General features: G+C 72.4%; 25 protein-coding genes and 1 tRNA gene. 15 read left to right on the forward strand and 11 right to left on the reverse strand.

Translation table 11 applies throughout. The annotated features are described in order from the left end of the window. Positions 1-28: 28 nt before the first annotated feature. The gene (locus ACIBR0_RS06885; RefSeq protein ID WP_396713059.1) at positions 29-1,327 is read right to left on the reverse strand and encodes a hypothetical protein; all 1,299 of its coding nucleotides are present in this window, start codon (positions 1,325-1,327) and stop codon (positions 29-31) included. A gap of 111 nt (positions 1,328-1,438) precedes the next feature. Here ACIBR0_RS06885 and ACIBR0_RS06890 point away from each other — a divergent pair, with 111 nt between their 5' ends. Together ACIBR0_RS06890 and ACIBR0_RS06895 are read left to right on the forward strand one after the other, a co-directional pair. Then, the gene (locus tag ACIBR0_RS06890) at positions 1,439-2,116 is read left to right on the forward strand and encodes a PASTA domain-containing protein (protein WP_396713060.1); all 678 of its coding nucleotides are present in this window, start codon (positions 1,439-1,441) and stop codon (positions 2,114-2,116) included. A 257-nt stretch (positions 2,117-2,373) separates the two neighbouring features. Beyond that, the gene (locus tag ACIBR0_RS06895) at positions 2,374-3,012 is read left to right on the forward strand and encodes a PASTA domain-containing protein (protein WP_396713270.1); all 639 of its coding nucleotides are present in this window, start codon (positions 2,374-2,376) and stop codon (positions 3,010-3,012) included. 9 nt (positions 3,013-3,021) lie between these two features. Here the strand turns inward: ACIBR0_RS06895 and ACIBR0_RS06900 are convergent, their stop codons facing one another. Continuing rightward, positions 3,022-3,459, reverse strand: a complete 438-nt coding sequence (locus tag ACIBR0_RS06900) for a hypothetical protein (RefSeq protein ID WP_396713061.1) — start codon at positions 3,457-3,459, stop codon at positions 3,022-3,024. Positions 3,460-3,557: 98 nt separating this feature from the next. Then, entirely contained in the window at positions 3,558-3,845 is a 288-nt protein-coding gene (locus ACIBR0_RS06905) for a hypothetical protein (protein WP_396713062.1), read from the reverse strand. Positions 3,846-4,469: 624 nt separating this feature from the next. Here ACIBR0_RS06905 and ACIBR0_RS06910 point away from each other — a divergent pair. From ACIBR0_RS06910 to ACIBR0_RS06920, 3 genes are all read left to right on the forward strand, one after another. Continuing rightward, positions 4,470-5,345, forward strand: a complete 876-nt coding sequence (locus tag ACIBR0_RS06910) for a helix-turn-helix domain-containing protein (RefSeq protein WP_396713063.1) — start codon at positions 4,470-4,472, stop codon at positions 5,343-5,345. Next, the gene (locus tag ACIBR0_RS06915) at positions 5,321-5,542 is read left to right on the forward strand and encodes a DUF397 domain-containing protein (protein ID WP_396713064.1); all 222 of its coding nucleotides are present in this window, start codon (positions 5,321-5,323) and stop codon (positions 5,540-5,542) included. Before ACIBR0_RS06910 ends, ACIBR0_RS06915 begins: the two co-directional genes overlap by 25 nt. 196 nt (positions 5,543-5,738) lie before the next feature. Beyond that, on the forward strand, positions 5,739-6,149 hold the full coding sequence (locus tag ACIBR0_RS06920; RefSeq protein ID WP_357039488.1) for a hypothetical protein: 411 nt from the start codon (positions 5,739-5,741) through the stop codon (positions 6,147-6,149). Here ACIBR0_RS06920 and ACIBR0_RS06925 read toward each other — a convergent pair. Then, positions 6,114-6,713 carry a hypothetical protein gene (locus tag ACIBR0_RS06925; RefSeq protein WP_396713065.1) on the reverse strand — a complete coding sequence of 200 codons (600 nt, stop codon included), beginning with the start codon at positions 6,711-6,713 and terminating at the stop codon, positions 6,114-6,116. The genes ACIBR0_RS06920 and ACIBR0_RS06925 overlap by 36 nt on opposite strands. A 220-nt stretch (positions 6,714-6,933) precedes the next feature. Here ACIBR0_RS06925 and ACIBR0_RS06930 point away from each other — a divergent pair, with 220 nt between their 5' ends. Next, positions 6,934-8,496, forward strand: coding sequence for a S8 family peptidase (locus ACIBR0_RS06930; RefSeq protein WP_396713066.1), 1,563 nt, complete (start codon positions 6,934-6,936; stop codon positions 8,494-8,496). Positions 8,497-8,570: 74 nt separating this feature from the next. Here the strand turns inward: ACIBR0_RS06930 and ACIBR0_RS06935 are convergent, their stop codons facing one another. The 3 genes from ACIBR0_RS06935 to ACIBR0_RS06945 form a co-directional block, all read right to left on the reverse strand. Continuing rightward, the gene (locus ACIBR0_RS06935) at positions 8,571-9,374 is read right to left on the reverse strand and encodes a WecB/TagA/CpsF family glycosyltransferase (protein WP_396713272.1); all 804 of its coding nucleotides are present in this window, start codon (positions 9,372-9,374) and stop codon (positions 8,571-8,573) included. Next, entirely contained in the window at positions 9,371-10,444 is a 1,074-nt protein-coding gene (locus ACIBR0_RS06940) for an NAD-dependent epimerase/dehydratase family protein (protein WP_396713067.1), read from the reverse strand. The genes ACIBR0_RS06935 and ACIBR0_RS06940 overlap by 4 nt, the downstream gene beginning before the upstream one ends. A 108-nt stretch (positions 10,445-10,552) precedes the next feature. Next, positions 10,553-10,638, reverse strand: a tRNA-Leu gene (locus tag ACIBR0_RS06945). 208 nt (positions 10,639-10,846) lie between these two features. Between ACIBR0_RS06945 and ACIBR0_RS06950 the strand changes: the two genes are divergently transcribed. The 7 genes from ACIBR0_RS06950 to pknB are packed head-to-tail and all read left to right on the forward strand — an operon-like array spanning position 10,847 to position 19,794. After that, positions 10,847-11,629, forward strand: coding sequence for a DUF3662 and FHA domain-containing protein (locus ACIBR0_RS06950; protein ID WP_120729181.1), 783 nt, complete (start codon positions 10,847-10,849; stop codon positions 11,627-11,629). A gap of 6 nt (positions 11,630-11,635) precedes the next feature. Next, positions 11,636-12,121 (forward strand): FHA domain-containing protein, encoded by a 486-nt coding sequence (locus ACIBR0_RS06955; protein WP_357034261.1) that lies wholly within the window; start codon positions 11,636-11,638, stop codon positions 12,119-12,121. Next, complete coding sequence (locus ACIBR0_RS06960) at positions 12,118-13,560, forward strand: protein phosphatase 2C domain-containing protein (RefSeq protein ID WP_396713068.1); 1,443 nt, start codon at positions 12,118-12,120, stop codon at positions 13,558-13,560. The genes ACIBR0_RS06955 and ACIBR0_RS06960 overlap by 4 nt, the downstream gene beginning before the upstream one ends. Positions 13,561-13,588: 28 nt before the next feature. Then, the gene (locus ACIBR0_RS06965; protein ID WP_396713069.1) at positions 13,589-15,076 is read left to right on the forward strand and encodes an FtsW/RodA/SpoVE family cell cycle protein; all 1,488 of its coding nucleotides are present in this window, start codon (positions 13,589-13,591) and stop codon (positions 15,074-15,076) included. Beyond that, a complete protein-coding gene (locus ACIBR0_RS06970; RefSeq protein ID WP_396713070.1) occupies positions 15,073-16,578 on the forward strand; it encodes a peptidoglycan D,D-transpeptidase FtsI family protein in 1,506 nt (501 codons plus the stop codon). Before ACIBR0_RS06965 ends, ACIBR0_RS06970 begins: the two co-directional genes overlap by 4 nt. A gap of 1 nt (position 16,579) precedes the next feature. Next, positions 16,580-17,983 carry a protein kinase gene (locus ACIBR0_RS06975; protein ID WP_396713071.1) on the forward strand — a complete coding sequence of 468 codons (1,404 nt, stop codon included), beginning with the start codon at positions 16,580-16,582 and terminating at the stop codon, positions 17,981-17,983. Next, on the forward strand, positions 17,980-19,794 hold the full coding sequence (pknB, locus tag ACIBR0_RS06980; RefSeq protein ID WP_396713072.1) for a Stk1 family PASTA domain-containing Ser/Thr kinase: 1,815 nt from the start codon (positions 17,980-17,982) through the stop codon (positions 19,792-19,794). The genes ACIBR0_RS06975 and pknB overlap by 4 nt, the downstream gene beginning before the upstream one ends. A gap of 218 nt (positions 19,795-20,012) precedes the next feature. On the opposite strand, the gene ACIBR0_RS06985 is transcribed toward pknB, so the two are convergent. From ACIBR0_RS06985 to ACIBR0_RS07000, 4 genes are read right to left on the reverse strand one after another with little or no spacing between them, the layout of a single operon-like run. After that, entirely contained in the window at positions 20,013-20,663 is a 651-nt protein-coding gene (locus ACIBR0_RS06985; protein ID WP_396713073.1) for an aminodeoxychorismate/anthranilate synthase component II, read from the reverse strand. A 4-nt stretch (positions 20,664-20,667) separates the two neighbouring features. Beyond that, entirely contained in the window at positions 20,668-20,952 is a 285-nt protein-coding gene (locus tag ACIBR0_RS06990; RefSeq protein WP_396713074.1) for a hypothetical protein, read from the reverse strand. Between the two features lie 6 nt (positions 20,953-20,958). After that, positions 20,959-22,746, reverse strand: a complete 1,788-nt coding sequence (locus ACIBR0_RS06995; protein WP_396713075.1) for a class E sortase — start codon at positions 22,744-22,746, stop codon at positions 20,959-20,961. Continuing rightward, entirely contained in the window at positions 22,743-23,549 is an 807-nt protein-coding gene (locus tag ACIBR0_RS07000; RefSeq protein WP_396713076.1) for a DUF881 domain-containing protein, read from the reverse strand. The genes ACIBR0_RS06995 and ACIBR0_RS07000 overlap by 4 nt, the downstream gene beginning before the upstream one ends. Positions 23,550-23,777: 228 nt before the next feature. Between ACIBR0_RS07000 and ACIBR0_RS07005 the strand changes: the two genes are divergently transcribed. Further along, positions 23,778-24,041 carry a cell division protein CrgA gene (locus ACIBR0_RS07005; protein WP_396713077.1) on the forward strand — a complete coding sequence of 88 codons (264 nt, stop codon included), beginning with the start codon at positions 23,778-23,780 and terminating at the stop codon, positions 24,039-24,041. Between the two features lie 346 nt (positions 24,042-24,387). Beyond that, positions 24,388-26,577, forward strand: a complete 2,190-nt coding sequence (locus ACIBR0_RS07010; protein ID WP_396713078.1) for a heterodisulfide reductase-related iron-sulfur binding cluster — start codon at positions 24,388-24,390, stop codon at positions 26,575-26,577. Positions 26,578-26,739: the final 162 nt, after the last annotated feature.

Below are 26,739 nucleotides of genomic sequence, written 5' to 3' on the forward strand. Positions count from 1 at the left end.
GGCCACGGCGGTCTTCCCGGCCGGCGGGTCAGCGGGGGCGGCGCGGGGCGCGGGGACGCCGCGTCGGCGGTGCGGCCTCGGGCGTGGTGTCCGATCCGTCCCCGGTGGCCGGCTCCGCGCCGGTCCGCTGCGCGGGGATCGTCGCGGTCGGTGCCGGCTCGGTGGGTGTCGGCTCGGTCCGTGTCCGCCCGACCGGGCTCGCCGTCGGCGGCTCCATGACGATCGGGGTGACCTCGACCGTCGACGTCCCGCTGGCCGGGGACGCGGTGCCGGGCCGGGTGTCGGTGACCGGAGTGGAACCGTCGGGGCCGGTGTCCGCGCCGGTCGGGTCCGTCCGTCCGTCGTCCGGCGTGCGGGCGTCGTCGCCGCGCGTCTCACCGGCGGTCGACGGCTCGCCGGTGCGCTGCGTCGGGACCGCGGCACGGGCGGCGGCCCGACGGGACGCCCGCTGGGCGAGCGCCGCCACCAGGACCGAGCCGCCGATGCCGACGATCACGGCGTACGGCGCGATCAGGTGCGCCGACAGCTGCTGCGGGTCGATCGTGGTGAGCCCCGGCACGGCCACGAGGTACGCGGTCGCCACGAGCAGCGGCCCGGCCGCCCCGGAGGCGGCGGCACCGATCCGGCGGTCGGCGTGGCGCGCGGCCCTCCGGGCCGCCAGTGCGCCGATCAGCAGGGCGGACCCGAGCGACAACACCGCGCCGGGCCAGTAGAACCAGTCCCGGATCCAGTAGGCCGGGTCGTTCGCACTGAGCTGCCAGATGCCGAGCTGCGCGGTGGTCAGGCCACGCCCGGCGAGGACGCCGTCCAGTACCGCGACCACCGCGAGCGCCCAGAGCCAGCCGACCGTGGCGAGCACGTTGGTGGCGGCGGCCCGGGAGCGCAGCGCCCAGAGGGCCGTCAGCACCCCGAGCAGCAGCCCGACGGTCGCGTACGTCGCGGCGACGGTCCGGGGCGACGAGGTCTCCGGCGCCACCGCCACCCGCGCGGGTACGGCCACCAGCAGGACGGTGATCGACGCGCCGAGCACGGCGGCCACCGCCAGTGCCAGCGACCCGAGCGTGTCGGAGGGCGTGTCGGAAGCGTCGGGATCGGTGGCGCGGTCCCGCAGCCAGCGGGCACAGACGGCACCGGCGACGGTGGAGGTGGCGGCGATCCAGGTCGCCCAGATCAGGCCGGCCACCCAGCTCGCCACGTCGGCGGTGCCCTCGGGCGGGGCCCAGTCGATGATGCCCAGGCCGTAGCCGAAGCCCAGTTGGGCGGCACCGGCGCCCGCAGCGACACCGACCGCGGTCGCGATCGATCCTCCCCAGCCCCGTCTGGCCATGCCGGGGAGCGTAGCGCCCCGGGACCGGCGCGGCGAGTCGTGCGGGTGCCCCGTGACGCAGCGCGGTTGGTCGTGCCCGGTACGGTCGCCGGTGAGCGAGGCGGTGGCGGTATGACGGATGGAAACACGGAGCACGGTGCGGGCGGCGACGCCGGGCCGGACCGGCTGACCCTGATGCTGGGTGGCGGGTTGGCCGTCGCGCTGCTCGCGGCGATCGGCGCCACCGGGGGCTGGTTGCTGGCCGGCGCGGACGACGAGGCGACCGGACGGGCGTCGGCCCCGGCGAGCAGTTCCCCGAGCACCGCCCGGTCGAGCGCCGCCCCCTCCTCGGAGCGGCCCCGGTCGACGCCACCGCGCACCACCGCGCCGGCCCGCACCGACGGGGCGACCGTCCCACCGGTGGTGGGCATGGACTTCGAGAAGGCCCGCGAGGAGCTTCGTGACCGGCGGCTCGGTTGGCGGCTGATCTTCGGCTCGGGCACCGGGCGCGCGGTGGAGCGCGCGTACCCCGAGGTCGGCCAGGAGGTGTCGCCGGGCCGGACGGTCACCCTCTACGTCAGTGGCCCGGCCCCCGCCGCCACGGTGCCCGACCTGATCGGCGAGAGCTGTTCGGAGGCGGCGGACGAACTCGTCGAGGATGGCTTCTATCCCTCCTACCGCCTGCGCAGGACCGGCGTGGTCAACCGCCAGGAGCCGGCCGCCGACAGCACAGCGCGCTGGAACGACCGCGTGTCGATCTGGTGCGAGGTCGCGGCCTCCGGGACGCCGACAGCCGTACCGACCCCCTGAGGCGGTGCGGCACGCCGCTCCCGGCCGTTCTGTCGCCGGACCGCTAGGTTGACGGGCAGGGGCCGCGAGGCGCGCGCCGGGCCGGGAAGGGACGTGCGATGAGCGAGCGCAACCCCGGGGAGTACGACGACAGCACCCGACCGCTCCCGCCCACCGGCCCGAGCGGGGACGAGCCCGCCGACCGTACGCAACGGCTGCCCGGACCGGCCGACCGGACCGCCGCGGGACCACCGGCGCCGGAGGACGCGACCCGGCCGATGCCCGCGGACCGCACCGCCCCGGTGGACCGCACCGCGCCGCTGCCGCCGGACCGGTCGACCCCGCCGGCCTGGTCCGGCCGGGCGGAGGTCCCGGGGCCACGGCCGGCGGACTACCGCGAGCCGGCCGACTGGTACGCCGAGGAGCCGGGCGGCCGGCCCTGGTGGCTGCCCATCCTGTGGGGCGTGCTGGCGCTGCTGCTGCTCGCCCTCGTCGGCGGCGGGTTGTGGCTGGCGCTCCGGTCCGCCGACGACGCGACGACTCCGACACCGACATCGTCGCCTTCGCAATCCCCGACCCGCGCATCGCCGACCACCGGGGCGCCGACCACGTCCGCCGCCCCCACGAGCAGTTCCCCGTCTGCGCCGCCGACCACCGAGGCGGTGGAGGTGCCGATGCCCCCGTTGGTGAACCTGCCGTTGGCGACGGCGCAGGGGATTCTGGACCGGTCGGGTCTCGCGTACCGGGTGGAGTACCGGACCTCCGGCCGCCCCGCCGGCACCGTTCTGGAGACCGACCCGGAGGCGGGCGAGCTGGTGTCCGAGGGTGAGGAGGTCACGCTGGTGGTCTCCCGGGGCGAGCGCACCCCGGCCAGCCCGACGGTGACCCCGAGCGCGGAGCCGACACCCACCGACTGAGCGGCCGGGTCACCACATCCGGCGTCTGGTGCCGACCAGGCCCAGCCCGGCCAGCGAGATGGCCAGCCCGAACACGCCCGACCAGAACAGTGACCTTCGGACGTCCTCCGCCGACGGCGGTGCGCCGTGTGCGACGTCGTGCGGCCCGGAGGACGGCTCCGTGGCGGGGTCTGCGGTACCGGGGACGGCGCCTCCGAAACCGTCCGGTTCCTCCAGGGCGAAGGGCTCCCCGAAGGGGTCGGCTCCGACGTCGTCCGGAGGGTCCTCGTCGACCACGGTGATCTCCGGTGCGGGCACCGGCGCGGTCAGCTGGGCGGACGAGAGGGCGGGTTCCCGGACCACGACCACGAGTGCGGTCGCGACGCCGAGGAGCGCCAGGAGTCCGAAGGCGTAGGCGATGTTCCAGAGGTGGGGCCGCCGGGCGGCGGTGTGATTGACCATGGCCATCCCAGGTTCAGGGTCCTGGAGGCGCGGGGTGGAACGTGCCGGGGTGGGCGTACCGATTCTATGGCCGCGGCACGCCCCCCGGCGGCCGATCGCGGAGGTCAGCCCACCCGGACGGGAGTGCGGACGACGGGCCGGCGTGGTGCGCGGACCGCGTGCTGACGCGGCTGCGGTGCGGTCTGGAGCACCTCGAGCCCCTGCCGCTGTACGAAGATCGACCGACGGTTGACCGCGTCCCCCGATGCGTTCAACTCGTAGCCGTCGAGCCAGAACCAACCGTCGTAGGTCGGCCAGTCGAGGACCCGGATCACCCGGAAGGTGATGGGTCGGATGAACTGGACACTCGCCGCGCGAGTCACGTGCAGTACGTCACCGGAGCGGGGAAGCACATGGGCTCCTGGGATGGTTGGCCGGCGGGCGGGCCGGCAGGGCTGGGTGGGGGACGTTTCTCCTGGCCCGGCAACGGGGTCGTGCCTCGTGGAACCGGCGTGCGTGCGGTGGTGGTCGGGTGGCTTCCCGCTGGTGGCGGGTCGCCACCCGACCAACACCCGGCTGCTCCGGGTGCCGCTCCCGCCGCCGCAGCCATCAGGCGTGCAGCGGCGGGGTCATCTCCCCGGTGCAGGTCTGGTTGTCGCTGGCGACGAGTCCTCGCCGGCCCGCGTCCGGATCGCCGCGGCATCACCACGGCGGGGAAGCGGACGGAGACGGTCAGTGACCCGTGTCATACGCACAGAGTGCATCAGCGTCGTGCGGGATGCAAGTTGCACGTCGACTTTTGCCGATACGTGAGCGCCACGCGCGAAGCGACGCTTGAAGACGTTCGCATTTGGACGGCACACTGAGATCCGGTTTCGCCCGTCGCGGCCGGTCGACGACCCGTACCACTCCCCGCCGCGAACGCCCGCCCCGCCCCGCGCCGGGACCCGGCGGGTGGACGACAGCGGCGCGTCCAAGGCGGAGGTGGCGGGTGACGGCCAGCAGCCAGTGGTCCGGAACGGACGGCGGGGCCAGCCGTGAGTGAGCGGCGGAGCCCGACCATCCGGCGACGTCGGCTCGGCGCCGAACTGCGTCGTCAGCGGGAGGCGGCGGGAATCACCATCGAAGCCGTGGCCGAGCAGTTGGAGTGCTCGGCCTCCAAGATTTCGCGGATCGAGACCGGGCACACCTCGGCCACCCCGCGGGACGTGCGGGACATGCTCCGGATCTACGGGGTGGTGGGCGCCGAGAGCGACGAGCTGGTGCAGATCGCCCGCGAGGCCCGGCAGAAGGGCTGGTGGCATCCGTACAGCACGGTGCTGGTCGGCGCGTACGTCGGGCTGGAGGCGGCGGCCAGCTCGATCCGCGCGTACGAGCAGCAGGTGGTTCCCGGCCTGCTGGAGACCGAGGAGTACGCCGGCGCCATGATCCGCGCCGCGCGTCCCGACTTCACGGCCGAACAAGTACGACAACGGGTGCGTGTCCGACTGGGCCGTCAGTCGTTGTTGACGCAGGATGATCCGGTCGATCTGTGGGTGGTGCTCGATGAGGCGGTGGTGAGCCGGCCGGTGGGCGGGGACACGGTCATGCGTGACCAGCTCCGACGGCTGGTGGAGGTGGCCGAGCTGCCGAACGTGACGCTCCAGATCCTGCCCTTCGAGGTGGGAGCGCACGCCGGTATGGACGGGACCTTCACGATCCTCAGCTTCCCCGAGCCCGGTGATCCGGACGTCGTGTACGCGGAGAACGCCACGGGTGGGCTTTTCCTGGAGAAGAGCGACGAACTGCAGAAGTACAGCTTCATCTTCGATCACATCCGTGCCGCGGCCATCCGTCCGGAGGAGTCCGTCGCACACATCGCGAAACTGGCAGAGGAGCCGTTGTGGAAATGGCGACCAAGAGGTTCTCGGTGAACCTGACGCAGGCAGCCTGGTTCAAGAGCTCGAAGAGCGGGCCGAACTGCGACAACTGCGTGGAGGTGGCGTACGTGACCGGGGCCGTCGGGGTCCGGGACTCGAAGGACAAGACGGGTCCCGCCCTGGTGTTCAGCCCGGGTGACTGGCGTGCCTTCGTCGCCGGCGCCAGGGACGGCGGCCTCAGCCGGGCCTGATACCCGGGCAGCGAGTGTCCCCGTACGGCCCCGGGCCGTACGGGGATGCCGTCGTGTCCGCGTCCGGCTCGGGGGCCGGGTGGCCAGGGATCGGCCGGGATTCCCGTCGCCACAACGCTCCCGTCTCGTTGTACCTCTGAAGAACGGCGCTGGTCGACAAACCGCGGATCGGCAACCGAACGAGGCAGGCGGGACGATGACGACGATCGGGTCAGAGAACCTCACCAATGGACCGGGCAAGCCGGAACGGTTCGGCGGCAAGTACCGCGGCGCGCGCCGGGACACGGTGTTGACCGAGGTGGTGTCGACCGACACCGAGGTCGGTGGCCGGGAGGACGGCCCCGCCGCGACGGAGCAGGCGAGCCCGCCACTCACGCTGCCGTCGCTGGACCCGAACCCGCTCACCGAGCCGTCGTTCCCGACCGGTGCCTGGTCGATGGAGCCGGCCGGCTCGCTGGCCGACCACCCGCTGCTGCGCGGCCTGCTGCTGGAGCTGCCGCCGAAGGGCAGCGTGCCGCCGCCCGGTTGGCTGGACCGCTGGTTCGAGGCGACCCGGGCGATCCTGGAGCTGCTATACGTGCAGGGGCCGGGCGGCCGTTCGCGCTGACGCCCGCTCCGGCATCGCCCGCTCCGCGAGGCGGCTGTGCCGGAGCGCGTGGCGGACCCCGATGGCCGCGACGCCCAGGACGCCGACGGTGATCGCCGGTCCGCCCGCGCCGGTCCGGGTCACCAGCTCCGGCATCGCGGTCGCCACCACCGCCGGCAGGATCGCCAGGCCGGTCACCTGCACGGGTAGCCCGATCAGCGGGTGCGCCGCGGCGGCCCGCAGGCCGTGCGGGGCCGGTGTGTCGGGCGCGGTGGTGAAGGCGCAGGCACCGGCCCACAGGCGTCTCATGCGTCGTACGGCGCAGACCGCGGCGGCACCCGCCGGGACCACGGCGAGGGCGAGGCCGGCGGCGGCGCGGTCCGCCGCCGTCCCGCCGTCGGCGGAGAGCCCGGCGACTCCGACCGCGGCGGTGAGGCCGAGGGCGGCCACGGTCAGGGCGAGGACCTGTCCGGTACGCCGGCGCAGCGTGCGGGCCCGATCCAGCCGGGGCAGCCCGTCGGCCAGCGCACCGGCGGTGAGCCAGACGGCGGCGAGGGGCAGCAGGACGGCGAGATGACTCTCCATGCGGGACAGCTTTTCCCGTTCGGCGGCTCCGCGAATCCGGGCCGGGCCCCCGTTGGTCCCGTAGCCGGTCCCCGTAGGGGGCATCCCACCGGTGCTATGGGCAAATCGGCATGTATATCTTCGGCTCCGCCGCGCTCTACCCTCAGCTCGATCGGTACTCATCGATCCGCCCGTCACGACCGGGTGGACGGTCGGCGTCCGATCGGAGGGAGGTAGGGAGATGGGTCTTCCACGCAGGTCCGTTCTCGTCGGGGTGGCCGCGCTGGCCATGGTCGCCACGGCCACGCCGGCCATGGCCGCCGAGCCCGTCGGCACCGTCCGCGCCGCCGGTGGTGCGACCGCCGTCGCGGACAGCTACATCGTCGTCTTCAAGGACAGCGCGGTCAGCCGGACCACCGTCGGGTCGTCGGTGAACCGGCTCGCGAGCCGCCACGGCGGCACGACGGTCCGGACGTACAGCACCGCCGTACGGGGTGCCGAGATGCGGATGAGCGCCAGGGCGGCGGCCCGGATGGCGGCCGACCCCGCGGTGGCGTACGTCGAGCAGAACCACACCGTGTCGATCGCCGGCACCCAGACGAACCCCCCGTCCTGGGGACTCGACCGGATCGACCAGCGGGCGCTGCCGCTGAACAGCTCGTACACGTACCCGAACACGGCGACCAACGTGACGTCGTACATCCTCGACACCGGCATCCGGACGTCGCACTCGGACTTCGGCGGTCGCGCCACCTGGGGCACCAACACCGTCGACAGCAACAACACCGACTGCAACGGCCACGGCACGCACGTCGCCGGCACCGTGGGCGGCTCCGCGTACGGGGTGGCCAAGGGCACCCGGCTGGTGGCGGTCAAGGTGCTCAACTGCTCGGGCAGCGGCACCAACGCCGGGGTGATCGCCGGCGTCGACTGGGTGACCGCCAACGCGGTCAAGCCGGCCGTGGCCAACATGAGCCTCGGTGGCGGGGCCAGCAGCGCCCTCGACACCGCGGTGGCCAACTCGATCAGCTCCGGAGTGACCTACGCGCTGGCGGCCGGCAACAGCAACGCCAACGCGTGCAACTCCTCGCCGGCCCGTACCGCCTCGGCGATCACCGTCGGCGCGACGACAAGCACCGACGCGCGGGCGTCGTACTCCAACTACGGGACCTGCCTGGACATCTTCGCGCCCGGCTCGTCGATCACGTCGGCCTGGTACAACAGCGACACCGCGACGAACACCATCAGCGGCACGTCGATGGCCTCCCCGCACGTGGCCGGCGGCGCGGCGCTGGTGCTCTCGGCCAACCCGTCGTACACCCCGCAGCAGGTCCGCGACGCCCTGGTCAACAGCGCCACCAGCAACGTGGTGACCAGCCCCGGCACCGGCTCGCCGAACAAGCTGCTCTACGTCGGTGACGGCGGCACCACCCCGCCGCCGCCTCCGCCGCCCCCCGGCTGCACCGGCACCAACGGCACGGACGTCGCGATCCCGGACGCCGGCTCCGCGGTGAGCAGCTCGATCACCATCTCCGGTTGCGGCCGGGCCGCCCTGGCGACCTCGACGGTGGCGGTGAGTATCGTGCACACCTGGCGGGGTGACCTGGTCATCGACCTGATCGCGCCGGACGGGTCGGCGTACCGGCTGAAGAACAGCAGCAGCTCGGACAGCGCCGACAACGTCAACGCCACCTACACGGTGAACCTGTCCGGTGAGGCGGCCGACGGCACCTGGCGCCTCCAGGTCCGGGACGTCTACCGCTACGACACCGGCTACATCAACACCTGGACGTTGAACGTCTAGAGCCTTGTTCCCACGGCCGAGGCCCCTCCCGGATCCGATCCGGAAGGGGCCTCGCGCCGTGCGGGTCGGGTGGGTCAGACCGCGAAACTGTCGAGGCGTTCCGTGGCCGGGGCCGGCGGGTGTGCCTTCCACAGGCCCGACTTCTGCGCCGCCAGGCGGGCCAGGTAGGCCGGGTTGAGGATCACGTAGCGCCGCCAGAGCCGCTTGGGCTCCAGGCCGAGACGCCAGAACCACTCCAGGCCCGCGCGCTGCATCCACGCCGGGGGCTGGCGCAGCAGCCCGGCGTGGTAGTCGAAGGCGGCCCCGACGGCCATCAGCGGCATGTCCAGCAGGGGCCGCATGGCGTACGCGAAGACCTCCTGGCGGGGGCAGCCGAGCCCGACCAGGAGGAGCCGTGCGCCGCTGGACCGGATCCGGTCGGCGATCTCCCGGTCCTCGCCCGGCTGCACGGCCCGGAACTTCGACGGCTCCACCCCGGCGATCTTGAGGGCCGGGAACATCCGCTCCAGCGCGGGGATCAGCCGCCCGAGGGTCTCCTCGGTCGAGCCGTACAGGTAGATGGGCAGTCCCTCGTCGGCGAAGCGGGACAGCACGCGCAGGGTCAGCTCGGGGCCGTAGACCCGGTCGGTCAGCCCCGCGCCGTGCAGCAGGTTGAGCGCCCAGCGCACCGGCTGGCCGTCCGGGGTGACCACGTCGAAGGAGTTCAGCCGGGCGTTGTGGGCCGGGTCGAGGACACCGGTCATCACGCCGTGCACGGCGAGCGCGGTCAGCGCCAGCGGGCGCCGGTCGTGGGCCGCCGTCACCACCCGCTCGGTGGCGTCGGCGTAGTCGGTGGCGTCGACCAGGACGCCGAGGACGTTCTTCTTGCCCCGGTTCACGGCTCGGGTACCCACTTGTCGACGTTGGCCTCGTAGATCTCACGCATGATCATCGGTACGTCGTACACCTGTTTCCAGTCCGGGTAGTCGGCCTGGAACGCCTCGTTGGACCCGATCCACCACTTGTGGTCGCCGATCCGGTTCGCCTCGACGTACTCCGAGATCATCTCCTGGCCGGTGATCTGTTCGGCCAGGGCGAACGCCTCGCGCATGGAGGTGTTGGAGTGCCGGCCGCCACCGAGGTTGTAGACCGCGGCCGAGCGCGGGTTGCGGAAGAACGCCTCGAACGCGGACACCACGTCCGAACTGTGGATGGCGTCCCGGACCTGCTTGCCCTGGTAGCCGAAGATCTTGTACGTCCGGCGCTCCATGTTGGCCCGCATCAGGTAGCCGAGGAAGCCGTGCAGCTCGGTGGCGGAGTGCGCGGGACCGGTCAGCGTCCCGCCCCGGAAGCAGGCGGTCCGCATGTCGAAGTAGCGGCCGTACTCCTGCACCATGATGTCCGCCGCCACCTTCGAGGCGCCGAACACGGAGTGCAGGCAGGCGTCGATCGACATGTCCTCGCGGATGCCCTGCTCGTACGGGTGGCCGGGCTCGATCTCCCAGCGGGTCTCCCGCTCCACCAGGGGCAGGCTGTTCGGCCGGTCGCCGTAGACCTTGTTGGTGGAGCAGTGGATCACCGGTGCCTCGGGGCAGTGCTGCCGCACGTTCTGGAGCACGTTGAGGGTGCCACCGGCGTTCACGTCGAAGTCGGTGAACGGGTCCCGGACGGCCCAGTCGTGCGACGGTTGGGCGGCGGTGTGGATCACCACGGCGACATCGGAGCCGTACCGGACGAAGAGCTTCGCCAGCGCGTCCCGGTCCCGGATGTCGATGCTGTGGTGCGCGTACGCGCCACCCAGATCGTCGGTCAGCCGGCGGACGTTCCAGGCGGTCGACGCCTCCGCGCCGAAGAACTCCTGCCGCATGTCGTTGTCGATGCCGACGACATCGAGACCGAGGCCGGCGAAGTGCCGGACCGCCTCGGAGCCGATCAGCCCGCCCGACCCGGTCACGAACGCGACACTCACAACGCCACTCCTGGTCCGTCGGAGGCAGAAACCATCGGAGCATAGCGTGACGAACGGCACGCCCCGGAATGGAGCAAGGGCCCCGCAAGCTGCGGAGCCCTCGTCGCATGGTGGGGATGGGGGGAGTTGAACCCCCACGCCCTTTCGGGCACACGGACCTGAACCGTGCGCGTCTGCCATTCCGCCACATCCCCGTGGCTGACCTCGAACACTGTAGTCGGTGTCGGTCCCGCCGTTCCCAGCGGGCCCGGCCATCCTACCCAGGCTCCCGGCCGTTGCCACAGACGGTTACCGTTCGTGGCGGACGAAAGAGTAGCACGGGATTTTAGGCCCCCGAGAAGGGGCCGCCGCCCCCACGGCCGAGCGGCGTGTGAGCTGCGCGCGCGCCGGCCGGATACCATCATGTCCTCGGGACCCGAGGAGGAGCCGGTGAGCGTGCTGCAACGCTTCGAGAAGCGTCTGGAAGGCCTGGTCGAGGGGGCCTTCGCCAAGGTCTTCAAAGGGGTGGTCCACCCCGTGGAGATCCTCAACGCCATGCAGCGGGAGGCCGAGGCGCACAAGGCGATCCTGGCCGGTGGGCGCACGTTGGTGCCCAACCGCTACGTGATCGATCTCTCGCCGTACGACCACAGTCGGCTGGCGCCGTACGCCGCCGCGCTGGCCCAGGAACTGGCCCAGTCGCAGGCGGAGTTCATCGGCGAGCAGGCGTGGACCGTCTACGGCGACGTGATCGTCGAGATCGAACGCGGCGAGGGACTGGACACGGGCATGTTCCGGGTCACCGCCGAGGTCTACACGGGTGGCGAGGTCGCCCCCGCGCCCGGCTACGACGCCGGCCCGCCCGCGTACCCCGCGTACGACCAGGGTGGCGGCTACGGCCCGCCCCCGGGCCACGGCGGCGGCCGCAACGTGCGGCTCGTCTCCGGCGACGGGCGCACGTACCCGCTGCAGATGGGCTCGACGGTGATCGGCCGTGGCGACCAGGCCAACCTGCGTCTGCCCGACGTCGGCATCTCCCGCCGGCACGCCCGGCTGGACTTCGACGGCGGTCAGGTCGTGCTGACCGACCTCGGCTCCACCAACGGCACGATGGTCAACGGCCAGCGGGTGTCGGCGGTCGCCCTCAACCCGGGCGACATGGTCCAGCTCGGCACCACGACGCTGACGTTCCGCGTGGACGGCTGATCCGCCTTGCCGGAACTCGTCATCACCGTCGCCCGGTTCGGGTTCCTCATCCTGCTGTGGATCTTCGTGTTCACGGTGGTCGGCGTGATCCGGCGGGATCTCTTCGCGGGCGCCCGGTCGGGTCGGCTGGTGGCCGCCCCCCGGGCGGTCGGAGCGTCCCTCGGGCAGCCGGCGAAGCAGGCCAAGGGCAAGCGGGGCAGGGCGGCCCACCAACTGGTGGTCACGGCGGGTCAACTGGCCGGCACGCGAATCACTCTCGGTGAAGCGCAGATCACGATCGGTCGGGCCGAGGACTCCACCCTCGTCATCACCGACGACTACGCCTCGGCGCGACACGCCCGGCTCGTGCCGCGCGACGGGCAGTGGTTCGTCGAGGACCTCGGCTCGACTAACGGCACGTACCTGGATCGCGCTAAGGTCACCGGACCAACCCCCGTCCCCCTCGGCGTGCCGATCCGGATCGGCCGCACTTCTCTCGAATTACGGCCATGACTCTGACCCTGCGCTACGCGGCCCACAGCGACCGCGGTCTGATCCGAGACGGCAACCAGGATTCCGTCTACGCCGGACCGCGGCTGCTTGCCGTCGCCGACGGCATGGGCGGCATGGCCGCCGGTGACGTCGCGAGCAACATCGTCATCGGTGCCATGGCGCCGCTCGACGAGGACGTCCCGGGGGACGCCCTCGTCGACGCGCTGCGTTCGGCCGTGAGCGCCGCCACCCAGCAGCTCCGCGAGACGGTGGACGCCAACCCAGAGCTGGAGGGGATGGGGACCACGCTGACCGCGATCCTCTTCTCCGGCAGCAAACTGGGCATGGTCCACATCGGCGACTCGCGGGCCTATCTCCTGCGCAACGGTGAGTTCGCGCAGATCACCAAGGACGACACGTACGTCCAGATGCTCGTCGACGAGGGCCGGATCAGCGCCGAGGAGGCGAGCAGCCACCCGCAGCGGTCGCTGCTGACCCGCGCGCTCGACGGCCGCGACATCGAGGCGGAGTACTCCGTCCGTCAGGTGCTCCGGGGCGACCGGTACCTGATCTGCAGCGACGGCCTCTCCGGCGTGGTCAGCGCCGACACCATCGGCGACACGTTGCGCGAGTACACCGATCCCCAGCGGTGCGTCGAGCGGCTGGTGCAGCTCGCCCTGCGCGGCGGTGGCCCGGACAACATCACCGTGATCATCGCCGACGCGACCGACCAGGACATCGTCGAGGCGACCCCGATCGTCGGCGGCGCCGCCGCCCGCGACCGGGGCATGGCGACCTCCGCCGACGTCTCCACCCCGGCCGCCCGGGCGTCCGCGCTCTCCGCGCCGCGTCCGGCCGCTCCGGAGGAGCCCGCCGCGGGCGCGGACGACGAGCCCGAGCACCGGCGGCACCGCCCGATCCGGGCCGCGGCGATGACCCTGGCGCTGCTGGTCCTTCTCGGCGGTGCGGTCTTCGGTGGCTGGAGCTACACCCAGCGCCAGTACTACGTGGGCGCCACCGAGGACGGTCACGTCGCCGTGTTCAAGGGCATCCAGGGCCAGATCGCCGGGATGGACCTCTCCACGGAGCACTCCGTCAGCCCGGCCGAGCTGGACGACCTCACCCTGGCCGCGCAGGAGCAGGTCAAGCAGGGCATACCGGCCAAGAGCGAGCCCGACGCGGCCCGTCGCCTGGCCGAGCTGACCAGCGACGACCCGAAGAACCCGAACCTCAAGCCGGTCTGCCCGCCGATCCCGACCCCGAGCGCGGTCGCGGTGACGACGCCCGCTCCGGCGCCGTCCGGCCGTCCGGTGTCACCGACCCCGGCCACCACGGCGGGAGCGCCGAGCGCCACGGTCCCCGCCGGTACGCCGGTCGCGCCGACCACCTCGCCCGACGCCGAGCCCTCCGACACCGTCACCCCGTCGCTCGATCCGGCGGCCTGCCGGTCGCCCGAGTGAGCGCCGGCTCGAACCCTCAGGACGATCCGTGACCGCAGCGGCAACTCCGGCAACCTCGCCCGCCACCGCGGGCGAGCAGCCCGGCGCACGCCTGGCCCGGTCCCGGCGCAACGCCGAGCTGTCGCTGCTGCTGCTGGCGATGGTGCTGGTGGCCGCGTACGGGGCGATGGTCGAGGCGAACGTGCTCGACACGGTCACCCCGGACTTCTGGATCCCGGCCGCCGCGCTCACCGCGGTGTTCTTCGGGCTGCACATGGTGATCCGCTTCCTGGCGCCGTTCGCCGACCCGGCACTGCTGCCGGCCGTCGCGCTGCTCAACGGCCTGGGCGTGGGCTTCCTGCGCCGGCTCGACCTGGCCGACGCCGCGCCCGCCGAACGCGAGGACCTGGCGATCTTCGCGGGCACCGGTGGCCGCCAGCTCGCCTGGACGCTCGCGTCGGTGATCCTCGCCGCGGGCCTGCTCGCCCTGGTCCGGGACCACCGCTCGATCTCCCGGTACGCGTACACCCTGGGCCTGGCCGGCATCGTGCTGGTGATGCTCCCGGCGGTGCTGCCGGCGAGCATCTCCGAGATCAACGGCGCGAAGCTCTGGGTACGGGTGGGTGGCTTCTCGATCCAGCCCGGTGAGTTCGCCAAGCTGGCGCTGCTGGCGTTCTTCGCGTACTACCTGGTGCGCAAGCGCGAGGTGCTGTCGCTGGCCAGTCGCCGGATCCTCGGCATCGACTTTCCGCGCGGACGGGACCTCGGGCCGGTCCTGGTGGTCTGGATCATCAGCCTCCTGGTCCTCGTCTTCGAGAAGGACCTGGGCACCTCGCTGCTCTACTTCGGCATGTTCGTGGTGACGCTCTACATCGCCACCGAACGCGTCAGCTGGCTGCTCATCGGTCTGGTGCTCTTCTTCGGCGGCGCCTACCTGGCGTACGTCCTGGGTGAGAGCGTCGGTGGGCCGTTCGCGAACTTCTACCTGCGGGCGCAGATCTGGCTGGACCCCTTCGCCGATCCGTACGAGGACGGCTACCAGTTGGTGCAGGGGCTGCTCGCGCTCGGCACCGGCGGCCTCTTCGGCGCCGGCCCGGGCGGTGGCCAACCGGGCAAGCTGCCCGAGGTGCAGAACGACTTCATCTTCGCCGGCATCGGTGAGGAGATCGGCCTGTTCGGTCTCTCCGCCCTGCTGGTGATCTACCTGCTCATCGTCGAGCGCGGCCTGCGCGCCGCGCTGGCCGTACGGGACTCGTTCGGCAAGCTCCTCGCCGGCGGCCTGGCCTTCACCCTCGGCCTCCAGGTCTTCGTGATCGTCGGCGGGATCAGCAAGCTGATCCCGCTCACCGGTCAGACCACTCCGTTCCTCTCCGCCGGTGGCTCGTCGCTCATGGCGAACTGGCTGCTCATCGCGGTCCTGCTCCGGGTCTCGGACGGCGCGCGGCGCCCGGTGGGTGGCGGCGGCACGGCTGCCCGACCCTCCGGCGGCCCGCCGGAGCAGCTTCACGGTGCCCCCACGGAGGTGATCAAGCCGTGAACGCACCTCTGCGCCGCGTCGGTGTCGTTGTGATGGTCCTGTTCGGGCTGCTGTTCGCCAACCTGAACTGGATCCAGGCCTACAAGGCCGACGAGTACCGCACCAGCGACTACAACGGCCGCGTCCAGGTCGACGAGTACAAGCGCAAGCGCGGAAACATCGAGGCCGGGGGCACCGCGTTCGCGGTCAGCCGGGAAACCAGTGGCGAGCTGACGTACCAGCGCACGTACCCGAAGGGGCCGGAGTACGCCCACATCCTCGGGTACAAGCCCGTCAACCTGGCCGAGACCGGCATCGAGAAGTCCGAGAACGACTTCCTTGCCGGCACCAGCGACAGGCTGATCGCCAACCGGGTGAAGGACATGTTCACCGGGGACCAGACCGGTGGCGCCAACGTCCTGCTCACCGTCTCGAAGCAGGCGCAGAACGTCGCGTACGAGCAGCTCCGCAACAACCGTCAGGACGTCAGCAAGGGCGCGGCCATCGCCATCGACCCGCGTACCGGTGCGGTGCAGGCGCTGGTCTCCATGCCGAGCTTCGACCCGAACCCGCTGGCCAGCCACGACAGCGACACGGCCACCGCGGCGTACAACAAGCTGGAACAGGACCCGGACGGCCCCCTGAAGAACCGCGCGGTCGGCGAGGTGCTTCCTCCCGGCTCCACCTTCAAGATCGTGGTGGCCGCCGCCGCCCTGGAGAACGGGATCGGGCAGAACACGCAGATCCCGGCCGGCCCCGAGTACACGCCGCCCACGTCCGGCCAGCCGATCCGCAACGCCGTCCGGACGATCTGCCCGCAGCCGCAGGTCACCCTGCTGACAGCGGTCACCCAGTCGTGCAACACCGGTTTCGCGCAGCTCGGCGTCCGGCTCGGTGCCGACACGGTCAAGGAGAAGGCCCGCCAGTTCGGGTTCGAGGACGAGGACCTGACCGTCGGCCGGCTCGGCGAAGGCGGCCTGGGTGTGGCGGCCAGCCGGACCGGCGACATGCAGAACCCGGACGGAAGCACCGACCCGGCGGCGCTGGCCCAGTCCTCGATCGGCCAGAACAACGTCCGGATGACCCCGCTCCAGGGCGCCCTGATCGCCGCCACGGTCGGCAACGACGGCAGGCAGATGCGGCCGTACCTCGTCCGCCAGGTGCTCGGCCCGGACCGGACCACCGACTACTACACCGCCCAGCCCCGCGAGCTGCGCCAGCCGGTCAGCGGCCAGGTCGCCAACGACCTGCGCGACATGATGGTCAGCGTGGTCGAGAACGGCACCGGCCGGAACGCCCGGATCAGCGGCTACACCGTCGGAGGCAAGACCGGCACCGCCCAGTCCGCGCCGAACCGCCCCGACCACGGCTGGTTCATCGGCTTCGCCCTCGACAAGCAGGGCAACCCGGTCTCCGCGGTCTGCGTGGTGCTGGAGGAGGCCGGCAGCGGCGGCAGCGCCGAGGCGGCCCGGATCGCCGGCCAGATCATGCGGGCCGCGATCAACGATCCCGGGGGCCGCTGACATGCTCAGCCCGGGGGTGCAGCTCGGCAACCGCTACCGCCTCGACGAGCGGATCGCCAGCGGGGGCATGGGCGACGTCTGGCGCGGCACCGACCAGGTGCTGGGGCGTACGGTCGCGGTCAAGAGCCTGCTCCCCGCGCTGCTCGACGACCCCGACTTCGCCGAGCGGTTCCGTGGCGAGGCGCGGACGATGGCGACCATCAACCACCCCGGCGTGGTCGACATCTACGACTTCGGCAGCGACCAGCAGATCGCCTTCCTGGTGATGGAGTACGTCGAGGGCGACGCCCTGTCGGCCACCCTCAGCCGGGTCGGCCGGCTCACCCCGGCCCGCACGATGGCGCTGGTCGCCCAGGCCGCCGACGCCCTGCACGCGGCCCATGTGAAGGGCATCGTGCACCGGGACGTGAAGCCCGGCAACCTGCTCGTCCGGCCGAACGGCACGTTGGTGCTCACCGACTTTGGCATCGCCCGGTCCGACCTGGTGGCGCAGCTCACCGCCGCCGGTTCGGTGCTCGGCACCGCCTCGTACATCTCCCCGGAGCAGGCCACCGGCCAGGTCGCCACCCCCGCCTCGGACGTCTACGCGCTCGGCGTGGTCGCGTACCAGTGCCTCGCTGGTCGCCGGCCCTTCGAGGGCGACAACCCCCTGGAGATCGCGATGCGGCACGTCCGGGAGTCCCCCCGGCCGCTGCCGCACGACATCCCGCCGCAGGTCTGCGCAGTGGTCGAGCGCGCCCTGGCGAAGGACCCGGCGGCCCGGTGGCCGAGTGCCGCCGCGCTGGCCGGGGTGGCCCGGCAGCTCAAGGTGCAGCTCTCCCAGCAGTCCCGGGCCACCGGCCATGCGGGTCCGGTCTCGCCGGCTCCGGCTTCGCCGGCCGCGCCGCCCGGCCGCGCCCAGGTACCGCCGCCCTCGACGTCGCGTCCTCCGGTCGCGCACCGGCCGCCGGCCGCGACCTCGCAGCCGCCCCGCCCGCCGGTCTCGGCACGTGCCACCGCCGCAACGCCGTCGGCGCCGCGCCCGCCGGCAGTGCAGCAGGGCTGGCCGCGAGGTGCCGCCCCGGTGCCGCCGGCCCCCGTTCAGCAGGAGCGACAGGCCGGGTACGCCCGCCAGCCGGTCCCGCCCGCCCCACCGCCGCAGCCCCGTCGGTCCCGTCCCGGAATGGTGTTCGTCGCCATCCTCCTGGCCGTACTGGTCCTCGTCTGCTCCGGCGTGATTTCCTACTCCCTGCGGGAGAACGGTGCATCCGGTGAACCCGGTGCGCCCGGCTCGCGGACGGTGCCGTCCGGCGTGCTGCGGCCCGCCGGGCACGACGATCCGGCTGGAACGTCGTACCGTCGACAGGAACGGCCCCGGTCGGGCAGCGACGAGACGACGACAAGCGAAGGACGACAGACGCGATGACAGCGCAGGCCCGCCTGCTCGGTGGCAGGTACCAGGTCGGCGAGCTCCTCGGCTACGGCGGCATGGCCGAGGTGCACCGCGGTCGCGATCTCCGGCTCGGTCGGGACGTCGCGATCAAGATGCTCCGGACGGACCTCGCCCGGGACGCGACCTTCCAGATGCGGTTCCGCCGGGAGGCGCAGAACGCCGCGTCGCTCAACCACCCGGCGATCGTCGCCGTCTACGACACCGGCGAGGAGACCGCTCCCACCGGCGAGACGCTGCCGTTCATTGTCATGGAGTTCGTCAACGGGCGGACCCTCAAGGAGGTGCTCGGCGCGGAGGGGCGGCTCCAGCCCCGCCGGGCGCTGGAGATCTGCGCCGACATCAGCGCGGCGCTGGAGTTCAGTCACCGGCACGGCATCATCCACCGGGACATCAAGCCCGGCAACGTGATGCTCACCCAGACCGGTCAGGTCAAGGTCATGGACTTCGGCATCGCCCGGGCCCTGGCCAGCGGCGCCACCACGATGACGCAGACCAGCGCCGTGATCGGCACCGCGCAGTACCTGTCGCCCGAGCAGGCGCGGGGTGAGGCGGTCGACGCCCGCTCCGACGTGTACGCCGCCGGCTGCGTTCTCTTCGAGCTGCTCTGCGGGCACCCGCCCTTCGTCGGCGACAGCCCGGTCAGCGTCGCGTACCAGCACGTGCGGGAGGCTCCGCCGACGCCCAGCGACATCAACCCGGACGTCAACCCGGCGGTCGACGCGATCGTCCTGAAGGCGCTGTCGAAGAACCCGCTCAACCGCTACCAAAGCGCCGGCGAGATGCGGGCCGACCTGCTCCGCGCCGCCGCCGGCCGGCCGGTGCTGGCCACTCCGGTCCTCCGCGAGGACGAGACGACGCAGATGGCCCCGTCCGCCGCGGGCTACCCGGCGGCGGGTGCGACCCAGACCCGGCAGATTCCCGCCCGGGTCGGCGACCCGCGCCAGCGCAAGGCCTCGTCGTGGCTGATCGCCACCTTCGCCGCGGTCGGTGTGCTCGCGGTGATCGCCCTGGTGGGTGCGCTGCTCTACAGCAACCGCGACCAGCAGATCGTTGTGCCCCCGGTAACCGGCCTCACCGAGCAGCAGGCGTTCGACCGCATTCAGCAGGCGGGTCTGAAACCCGGTCGGGGTGAGCAGGTGTTCAACAGCACCTGCCGGGAGGGTACGGTCGTCAACCAGAGCCCCAGTCCCAATGCACGGGTCGAGGCCACTCAGCAGGTGACCGTGCAGCTCTGCGGCGGCAAGCCGGAGGTTGAGGTTCCCCGGCTCGTCGGCAGCACCTACGACAGCGCCGCCGATCGCCTGAAGGAGCTCAAGCTGGTGCCGGTTCGCAAGGTGGTCGACAGCGACAAGCCGGAGGGCACCGTCACCAGGGTGACGCCCGAAGCGGGCACCGCCGTTGCGGAGAACAGCGAGGTCACGCTGGAGGTCTCGAAGGGCAACGTCGGCAAGGTGCCGAACGTCGTCGGCCAGACCCGCGAACAGGCCGAGGCCAACCTGAAGGCAAACGGCTACGACGTGGAGGTCGACGAGGGCGCGGAGGTGCCGGCCGACGAGGCCGGCAAGGTCACCAGTCAGAACCCGGGGCCGGGCAAGACGCTGGCGAAGGGAAAGAGGGTGACCATCGTGGTGACCGTGGCCGAGGAGGTCGAGCCCACGCCGACCACCCCGACCCCCGACCCGAGCATCACCCCGAGCGTCACGCCCACCACCCCCGGCACCGGCGGCGGAGGCGGCCTCCCCTTCCCGACGACACCCCCACCCGCCCGCCTCCCCGGCGAGTAACCCGACTCCCCACCACCCCCGGCGGCCTTGACCGCCGGGGGTGACGCCGCCGCGCCCACCCGCCGCCGCCCGCCGCCCACCGCCCACCGTGCGGTGATCATGAAGTTAGCGGGCAAGAATGCCCGTTATGTCCCCGCTAACTTCATGATCAACCGCGGAGCGGAGCGGGGCCGGGGAGCGGGGCGGGGAAACAGGGCGGGAAAGCGGGGCGGGGTGGGTCAGGTGGTGGTGAAGGCGGCGCGGCGGCGGGCGTCGACCTCGGCGGCCAGCTCCGGGGCGCGCTCCAGGGCCTCGCGGTAGCCGCAGGCGGCGAGCCAGTTGGCCAGCATCAGGTGGCCGCCCTCGGTGAGCACCGACTCCGGGTGGAACTGGACGCCCTCGATCGGCAGCGTCCGGTGGCGCATCGCCATCACGATCCCGGAACCGGTCCAGCCGGTCACCTCCAGCTCGTCCGGCAGCGTCTCCGGCAGGACGGCGAGCGAGTGGTAGCGGGTCGCGGTGAACGGGTCCGGCAGGCCGGCGAGGACGCCGGTGTTGTGGTGGCGGACCTCGGAGGTCTTGCCGTGCAGCAACTCCGGGGCGCGGGTCACGGTGGCGCCGAACGCCTCACCGATCGCCTGGTGCCCGAGGCAGACGCCGAAGATCGGCAGCTCGCCGGCGTACTGCCGGATGACGTCCAGGCAGATGCCCGCGCGATCGGGGCTGCCCGGGCCGGGTGAGAGCAGGATGCCGGACGCGCCCGTCTTTCCCACGTCCGCGACGTCGATCTCGTCGTTGCGCCGCACCTCGCAGTCCACGCCGAGCTGACCGAGGTACTGGACGAGGTTGAAGACGAACGAGTCGTAGTTGTCGATCACCAGGACGCGCACGGTGTCACCTGTCCGAGGGGGGCGGTGTGTTGTTCTGGTCGGTGTCGTACGGCAGGTCGTACTCGTCGCCGGTCGGTGCGTCGTCGCCGCCGGGCACCGTGTCCCCACCGGGATCCCCGGGGACGCCGGAGTCCTGGGTGACCTGCACGTCGTCGAAGGGCAGGAGGGGCTCCGCCCACGGGAACACCACGTACCAGAGCAGGGCAACCGCCGCGGTGGCCAGCAGCAGGCTGCCGGCCAGCTTGCCGGGCAGCCCGAACGGGAGCTTGCGCCAGATCCAGGCGTACATGGTCCCTCAGTTCCCCAGCTCCGCCGGCCGGCCCGCGGACTTCGGCTGTGCCCGGTCCAGCTCGGCGTGGATGATGAGGCGTTCGTAGTTGTCGAACTTCGGGTTGCAGGTGGTCAGGGTGAGCATCCGCTTCCTCGGCTTCACCCCGGGCTCGCCCGGGACGGGCGCCACCACCTCGACCTGGGTCGGCTTGACGATGTGGTTGCGCGTCACCCGGTAGACGTACCACTCGGTCTTGCCCTCGACAACGATGGCGTCGCCCTCGTTCAGCTCGTCCAACCGCCAGAAGGTGGCCCGGTTGCGGTGGCCGGCGACGGAGAAGTTGCCCACGCCGCCGGGCATGGCGCTCGACGGGTAGTGCCCCGGCGCGTACCGGATGTCCTTCTGGGTGACGCCCTCGACCACCACCCAGTTCTTGTCGAGCTTCGGGATGTAGAGGCCGGCGATCGGCTTGCCCTGGACGGGCGGCTTCGGCTTGACGGACGCGGACGTGGAGGCGCTCGGGGCGACGGTCGGGTCGCCGGTCGGGCCCCACGCCTGCGCGAGCTGCTGGCTCAGGTCGTTCTGGTGGGCGTCGACGATGGCCGACTTGCCCCACACCTCGTATCCGGCGAAGAGGAGCACCACCAGGCCGAAGGTGATCAGCACCTCGCCGCTGACCCGGATGCCCGTGCGCAGCCGGGACGCCAGCGAGGGACGGGTCAGCTCCGAGTAGACGCTCTTGTAGCCCTCACCGGTCTGGTGCGGGCGCAGCTGAACGACCCGCTCGCCACGGCGCGGCCGGGGCGGCTCCGCGGGCGGGTCGGCGCCGTCACCGTCCGGTTCGTCCGTCTTCGGCGGGCGCGGTACGGCACCCATCAGCGCGGTGGAGTCCACCGGCGGCGGCTTGGGTGCCCCGCTCGTCCTACGCCCGGGCACCGCCGGGATCACGGCGGTGGCGCCCGGGTCGGCGGGGCGGTCGGGGCCACCGGGCGAGGCCGGGCTGGTCGGACGGGTGCCGGCGCCGTCCGACACGCCCACCTTCGGGATGTACGCCGTCGGCGCGTCGCCCTGGCCGGGCCGGTTCCCGCCGGCGTCGGCGGGTGGACGCCCGGCGGGCCCACCCGCGTACCGGCTGTCCTGGGCCGGCCGGGCGGTCCCGGCCTGCGGCGTGGCCTGGGTCGGGGTGGCCTGGGTCGGGGTGGCCTGGGTCGGGGTGGCCGGTCGCGGGGCCTGGCCCGGTCGGGCGTCGGTCGGGGCGGGTGCGGCGGGCCGGACCGTACCGGCGCCCGGCCACGGGGGTGGGCTCGCCGGGCCCGAACCGGCCGACCGGCCGGGGTCGGCGGCTGCGGGCGGTCGGACGGCGGACGGGCCGGCGGGGCTCTGCGGGGCCGCCTCGGCCGGAGGTCGGCCGGCCGCCGCCGACGTGGGGAACCAGTTCTGGTTGGTGGGGCGACCGGTGGCCTGCGGCGGACTGCCGGGCCGGGCCGGGCCGCTGGCGGAGGCCGCTGCGGTGCCCGGGGCCGCCGGACCGGACGGAGCGCGCAAGGGGGAGGCTGCGGCGGTGCCCGGAGCCACCGGACCGGACGGAGCGCGCGGCGGGGACGCTGCGGCGGGACGGGCCGGAGCAGGGGCGGAGGGCCGTGGGGGCAGGACGGGGTCGGGCCAGTTCCCGGACGGTGCCGGGCGGCTCGGCGCGGACTCGGGGCGGCCAGTCGTCGGGTCCGGCCGGTCGACCTTGGGCAGGAACGCGGTCGGGTCGTCGCCCGCGTCGCGGTGGCGACCGTCGCGCCGCTCGTCCGGCGGCCTGCTCACCGCGGCACCGTCGCCGACCGCAGTGTCGTCGAGTCCTCGAATGCCGGCACGTCGACCGTCGAGGAGGCGTACTCCTTGTAACCGAGCTTGTAGTCGTCGACCAAGTCCCTGAACTCCCGGACTCCCTTGGAGTCGGCGAGGGCCTGCTGAAGAGCAGCGGGATCGCCGATTGCTACGATCTTGAACGGTGGGGAGTACACCCGGCCGTGCAGCAGCAGAGTGTTACCCACGCAGCGTACCGCGCTGGTGGCGAGCACGCGGACGTTCATGATTGACATGGCCTCCGCGCCGCCGGCCCACAGCGCGTTGACGACCGCCTGCACGTCGCCCTGGTGGACCACCAGGTCGTCGTTGGTGGCCCCCACGGGGAGGGTCCCGTCGCTGCGTCGGGGCGCGTCGTCGAGTTCGACCGTCACGCCAGGGCCGCTGAGGCCGGTGAAGCCGGCCGCCTGACGGTTCGCCGCGGCGCGGGTCTGCTGGTCGCGGATCGGCCCGTCGGACTCGGCGAGCGAGGTGGTGCGGCTCTCGATCTCCCGGCGCAGTGCCGCGGCCCGCTCCTCGTTCGACGCCACGTCGGCGCGGCGGTCCTCGATGAGTTGGTTGAGCTGGGGTCGCCGGTCCTCACGGAGCGCGGTGCCGCCGGCGGTGGTGGCGGTCGTGGTGAAGAGCAGGCCGGCCGCGGCGGCGATCAGCGGAACGCCGATCGACCACCCGGGTCGCCGCTGCCGGGGGCGGCGGAGCAGCGCGGCGATCGCCCGCCGGAGCGCCTTCTGCCAGGAGGCCGCGCCGGATGTGTACTCCACGGAGCGTTCCTTCCCGTCGTCTGATGCCCGCCCGTCAGGGCGCGGGTCGGTGCGGCGATCCGTCCGATCCCGCCACTTTCGGTCACTCCGCGCACCGGCCTGACCCCATTCGTGGCCTGGACGGGTCATCCGGACTACGCTAGCTGTCGAACATTATTGGCCATGGACCGTCGCCCTCGCGCCCGGTTGTCAGGCCGGACGAGGTCGTCACCCCCTCTGGAGAGCGTCGTGCCCAAGTCTCAGATCCGCAAGAAGAAGGTGTACACCCCGCCGACGGACGTCCGTCCGACGGCGACGGCGTCGACGCGCAAGCCTAGCCCGGTGTGGCTGCCGATCTCGGCCGTCGCTCTCATCGTCTTCGGCATCGGCTGGTTGGTGGTCTACTACCTCTCCGGGCAGGAGTACCCGGTCGCGTCGTGGCAGTACTGGAACCTCGCGGTCGGCTTCGGCGCCATGGTCGCCTCCCTGATCCTGCTCTCCCGCTGGCGCTGAGTCCTCCGGGCGTCGGGCCCTGCCCGGCGCCCGCGCCGCGGGTCGCCCCGCCGCCGTACGGCCAGTTGGCCGGTCGGCCGAAGGATCCTCGTCACTGCGCCACGCCCCTGTCCGGCAGGTCCGGGCGGGGCACCCTATGGTGTGCGCAGGGCGGCGTGGCCGAGTGCGAGAAGACTCACGTTACTGCTGGGTAACCTTGCGCGTAGGCTGCACTGCATGACCGAGCGGAGCGAGGTCGTCGACCGGTCCGGTCGAGGGTGCGGAAGCGGCTGTTCGCCGATCCGGCCCTGACCCGGCTCCGGTCGCCGAGCCGCTCGACAGCAGCAGACCGGGGAGGGCCGACTCGATGGGCAGCGTCCAGATCGTCACCACGATCGTCGCGGCCGCCATCACCGCCGTGGCGGTGTGGCTCGCCGTACGGGCGGTCATGAAGATGGTGGCCGTGATCCGGCTGGGTCAGCCCGACCCGTCGCGGTTCACCGACAAGGGCACGCGGACCACGACCATGCTGGCCGAGACGGCCGGCCACACCCGAATGCTCCGCTGGAGCGTGGTGGGTGCGGCGCACTGGTTCGTGATGGTCGGCTTCATCGTGCTGTCGTTGCTGGTCCTGGAGGCGTACTTCGAGGTCGTCTCCGCGACCGCCGGCCTGCCGCTGGTCGGTGGATGGGCGCTCTACGGCCTGGCCACCGAGTGGATCGGCATCCTGGGCATCGTCGCCATCCTGGTGCTGATCGCGATCCGGATCCGCAACCGGCCCACCCGTCCGGGCGGGAAGTCGCGGTTCACCGGCTCCACGATGTGGCAGGGCTACTTCGTCGAGGCCGTCGTGCTCGCCGTGCTGATCATGGGCTTCGTCATCCGGGGCTTCAAGGTCGCCACCGACCACTTCGAGTACCCGACCTGGGCCACTCCGCTCAGCCACGCGGTCGGCGCGGTACTGCCCGACTGGGAGGCCGGCGTCAGCATCGCCGCCCTCATCAAGATCATGATTTCGATGACCTGGCTCATCGTGATCGGGCTCAACGTGACCATGGGCGTCGCCTGGCACCGCTTCCTGGCCTTCTTCAACATCTTCTTCAAGCGCGACCCCGGTGAGGCCGGCTCCGGTCTCGGAGCGCTGCGGCCGATGACGAGCGACGGCAAGCCCCTCGACTTCGAGGAGGCCGACCCCGAGAAGGACCAGTTCGGCGTCGCGCAGGTCGAGCAGTTCACCTGGAAGGGTCTGCTGGACTTCAGCACCTGCACCGAGTGCGGTCGCTGCCAGTCGCAGTGCCCGGCCTGGAACACCGGCAAGCCGCTGTCGCCGAAGCTGCTCGTGCTGAGCCTCCGCGACCACGCGTACGCCAAGGCCCCGTACCTGCTGGCCGGTGGTGGCAAGGACCTGACCGGCGAGGAGAAGGCGACCGCCGCGCAGCTCGCCCACATGGACGTGCTCGCGCTCGCCGAGGCGAACCGGCCGCTCATCGGTGGTGCCGAGGAGGGCGGCGTCATCGACCCGGACGTGCTCTGGTCCTGCACCACCTGCGGCGCCTGCGTCGAGCAGTGCCCGGTCGACATCGAGCACGTCGACCACATCGTCGACATGCGCCGCTACCAGGTGCTCATCGAGTCGAGCTTCCCGTCCGAGGCCGGCGTGATGCTGCGCAACCTGGAGAACAAGGGCAACCCGTGGGGTGCCCCGCAGAACACCCGCGAGGACTGGACCAAGGGCCTCGACTTCGAGGTGCCGCGGGTCGGCGAGGTCGACGACTTCGAGTACCTCTTCTGGGTCGGCTGCGCCGGCGCCTTCGAGGACCGGGCCAAGAAGACCACCCGGGCGGTCGCCACGCTGCTCAACGAGGCGGGCGTCTCCTTCGCCATCCTCGGCGAGGGCGAGACCTGCTCCGGCGACCCGGCCCGCCGGATCGGCAACGAGTTCGTCTTCCAGATGCTCGCGCAGCAGAACGTCGAGACCCTCAACGAGGCGTTCGAGGGCCGGGAGAAGAGCAAGCGGAAGATCGTCGCGACCTGCCCGCACTGCTTCAACACGCTGGGCAACGAGTACGGCCAGCTCGGCGGCGAGTTCGAGGTCGTGCACCACACCCAGCTGCTGGCCCACCTGGTCAGCACCGGCAAGCTGACCCCGGTGCAGCCGGTCGACGGCGGCGTCACGTACCACGACCCCTGCTACCTGGGCCGGCACAACCGGGTGTTCGCTCCGCCGCGCGAGGTGCTGGGCAGCGCCATCGAGGGCGAGCTGACCGAGATGCCGCGCAACAGCGAGCGCTCCTTCTGCTGCGGCGCCGGCGGCGCCCGCATGTGGATGGAGGAGAAGATCGGCAAGCGGATCAACGTCGACCGGGTCGAGGAGGCCATGTCCACCGGCGCGAAGACGGTCGCCGTCGGCTGCCCGTTCTGCTCGACGATGCTCAACGACGGCGTGAACGGCAAGGGCGCCGGCGAGCAGGTCGAGGTCGTCGACGTGGCCAGTGTGCTGCTCCGCTCGGTGAAGCCCGACCAGGTGCAGGGCGACAAGGAGCCGGTCGCCGGCTGACGCGTACGCCGGAAGACACCGACGGCGGCGGCACCTCGCGGTGCCGCCGCCGTCGTCGTCCTCACGAGGCGGCGGTCGTCACGGTCACGGCCGTGGACCCGACGGTGACCGGGCCGCTCCACCGAGCGGCGGACAGAGCGGCCAGCCATCGACGGTCGTGTC

Source organism: Micromonospora sp. NPDC049497 (assembly GCF_044465805.1).
Taxonomy (GTDB): Bacteria; Actinomycetota; Actinomycetes; order Mycobacteriales; family Micromonosporaceae; genus Micromonospora.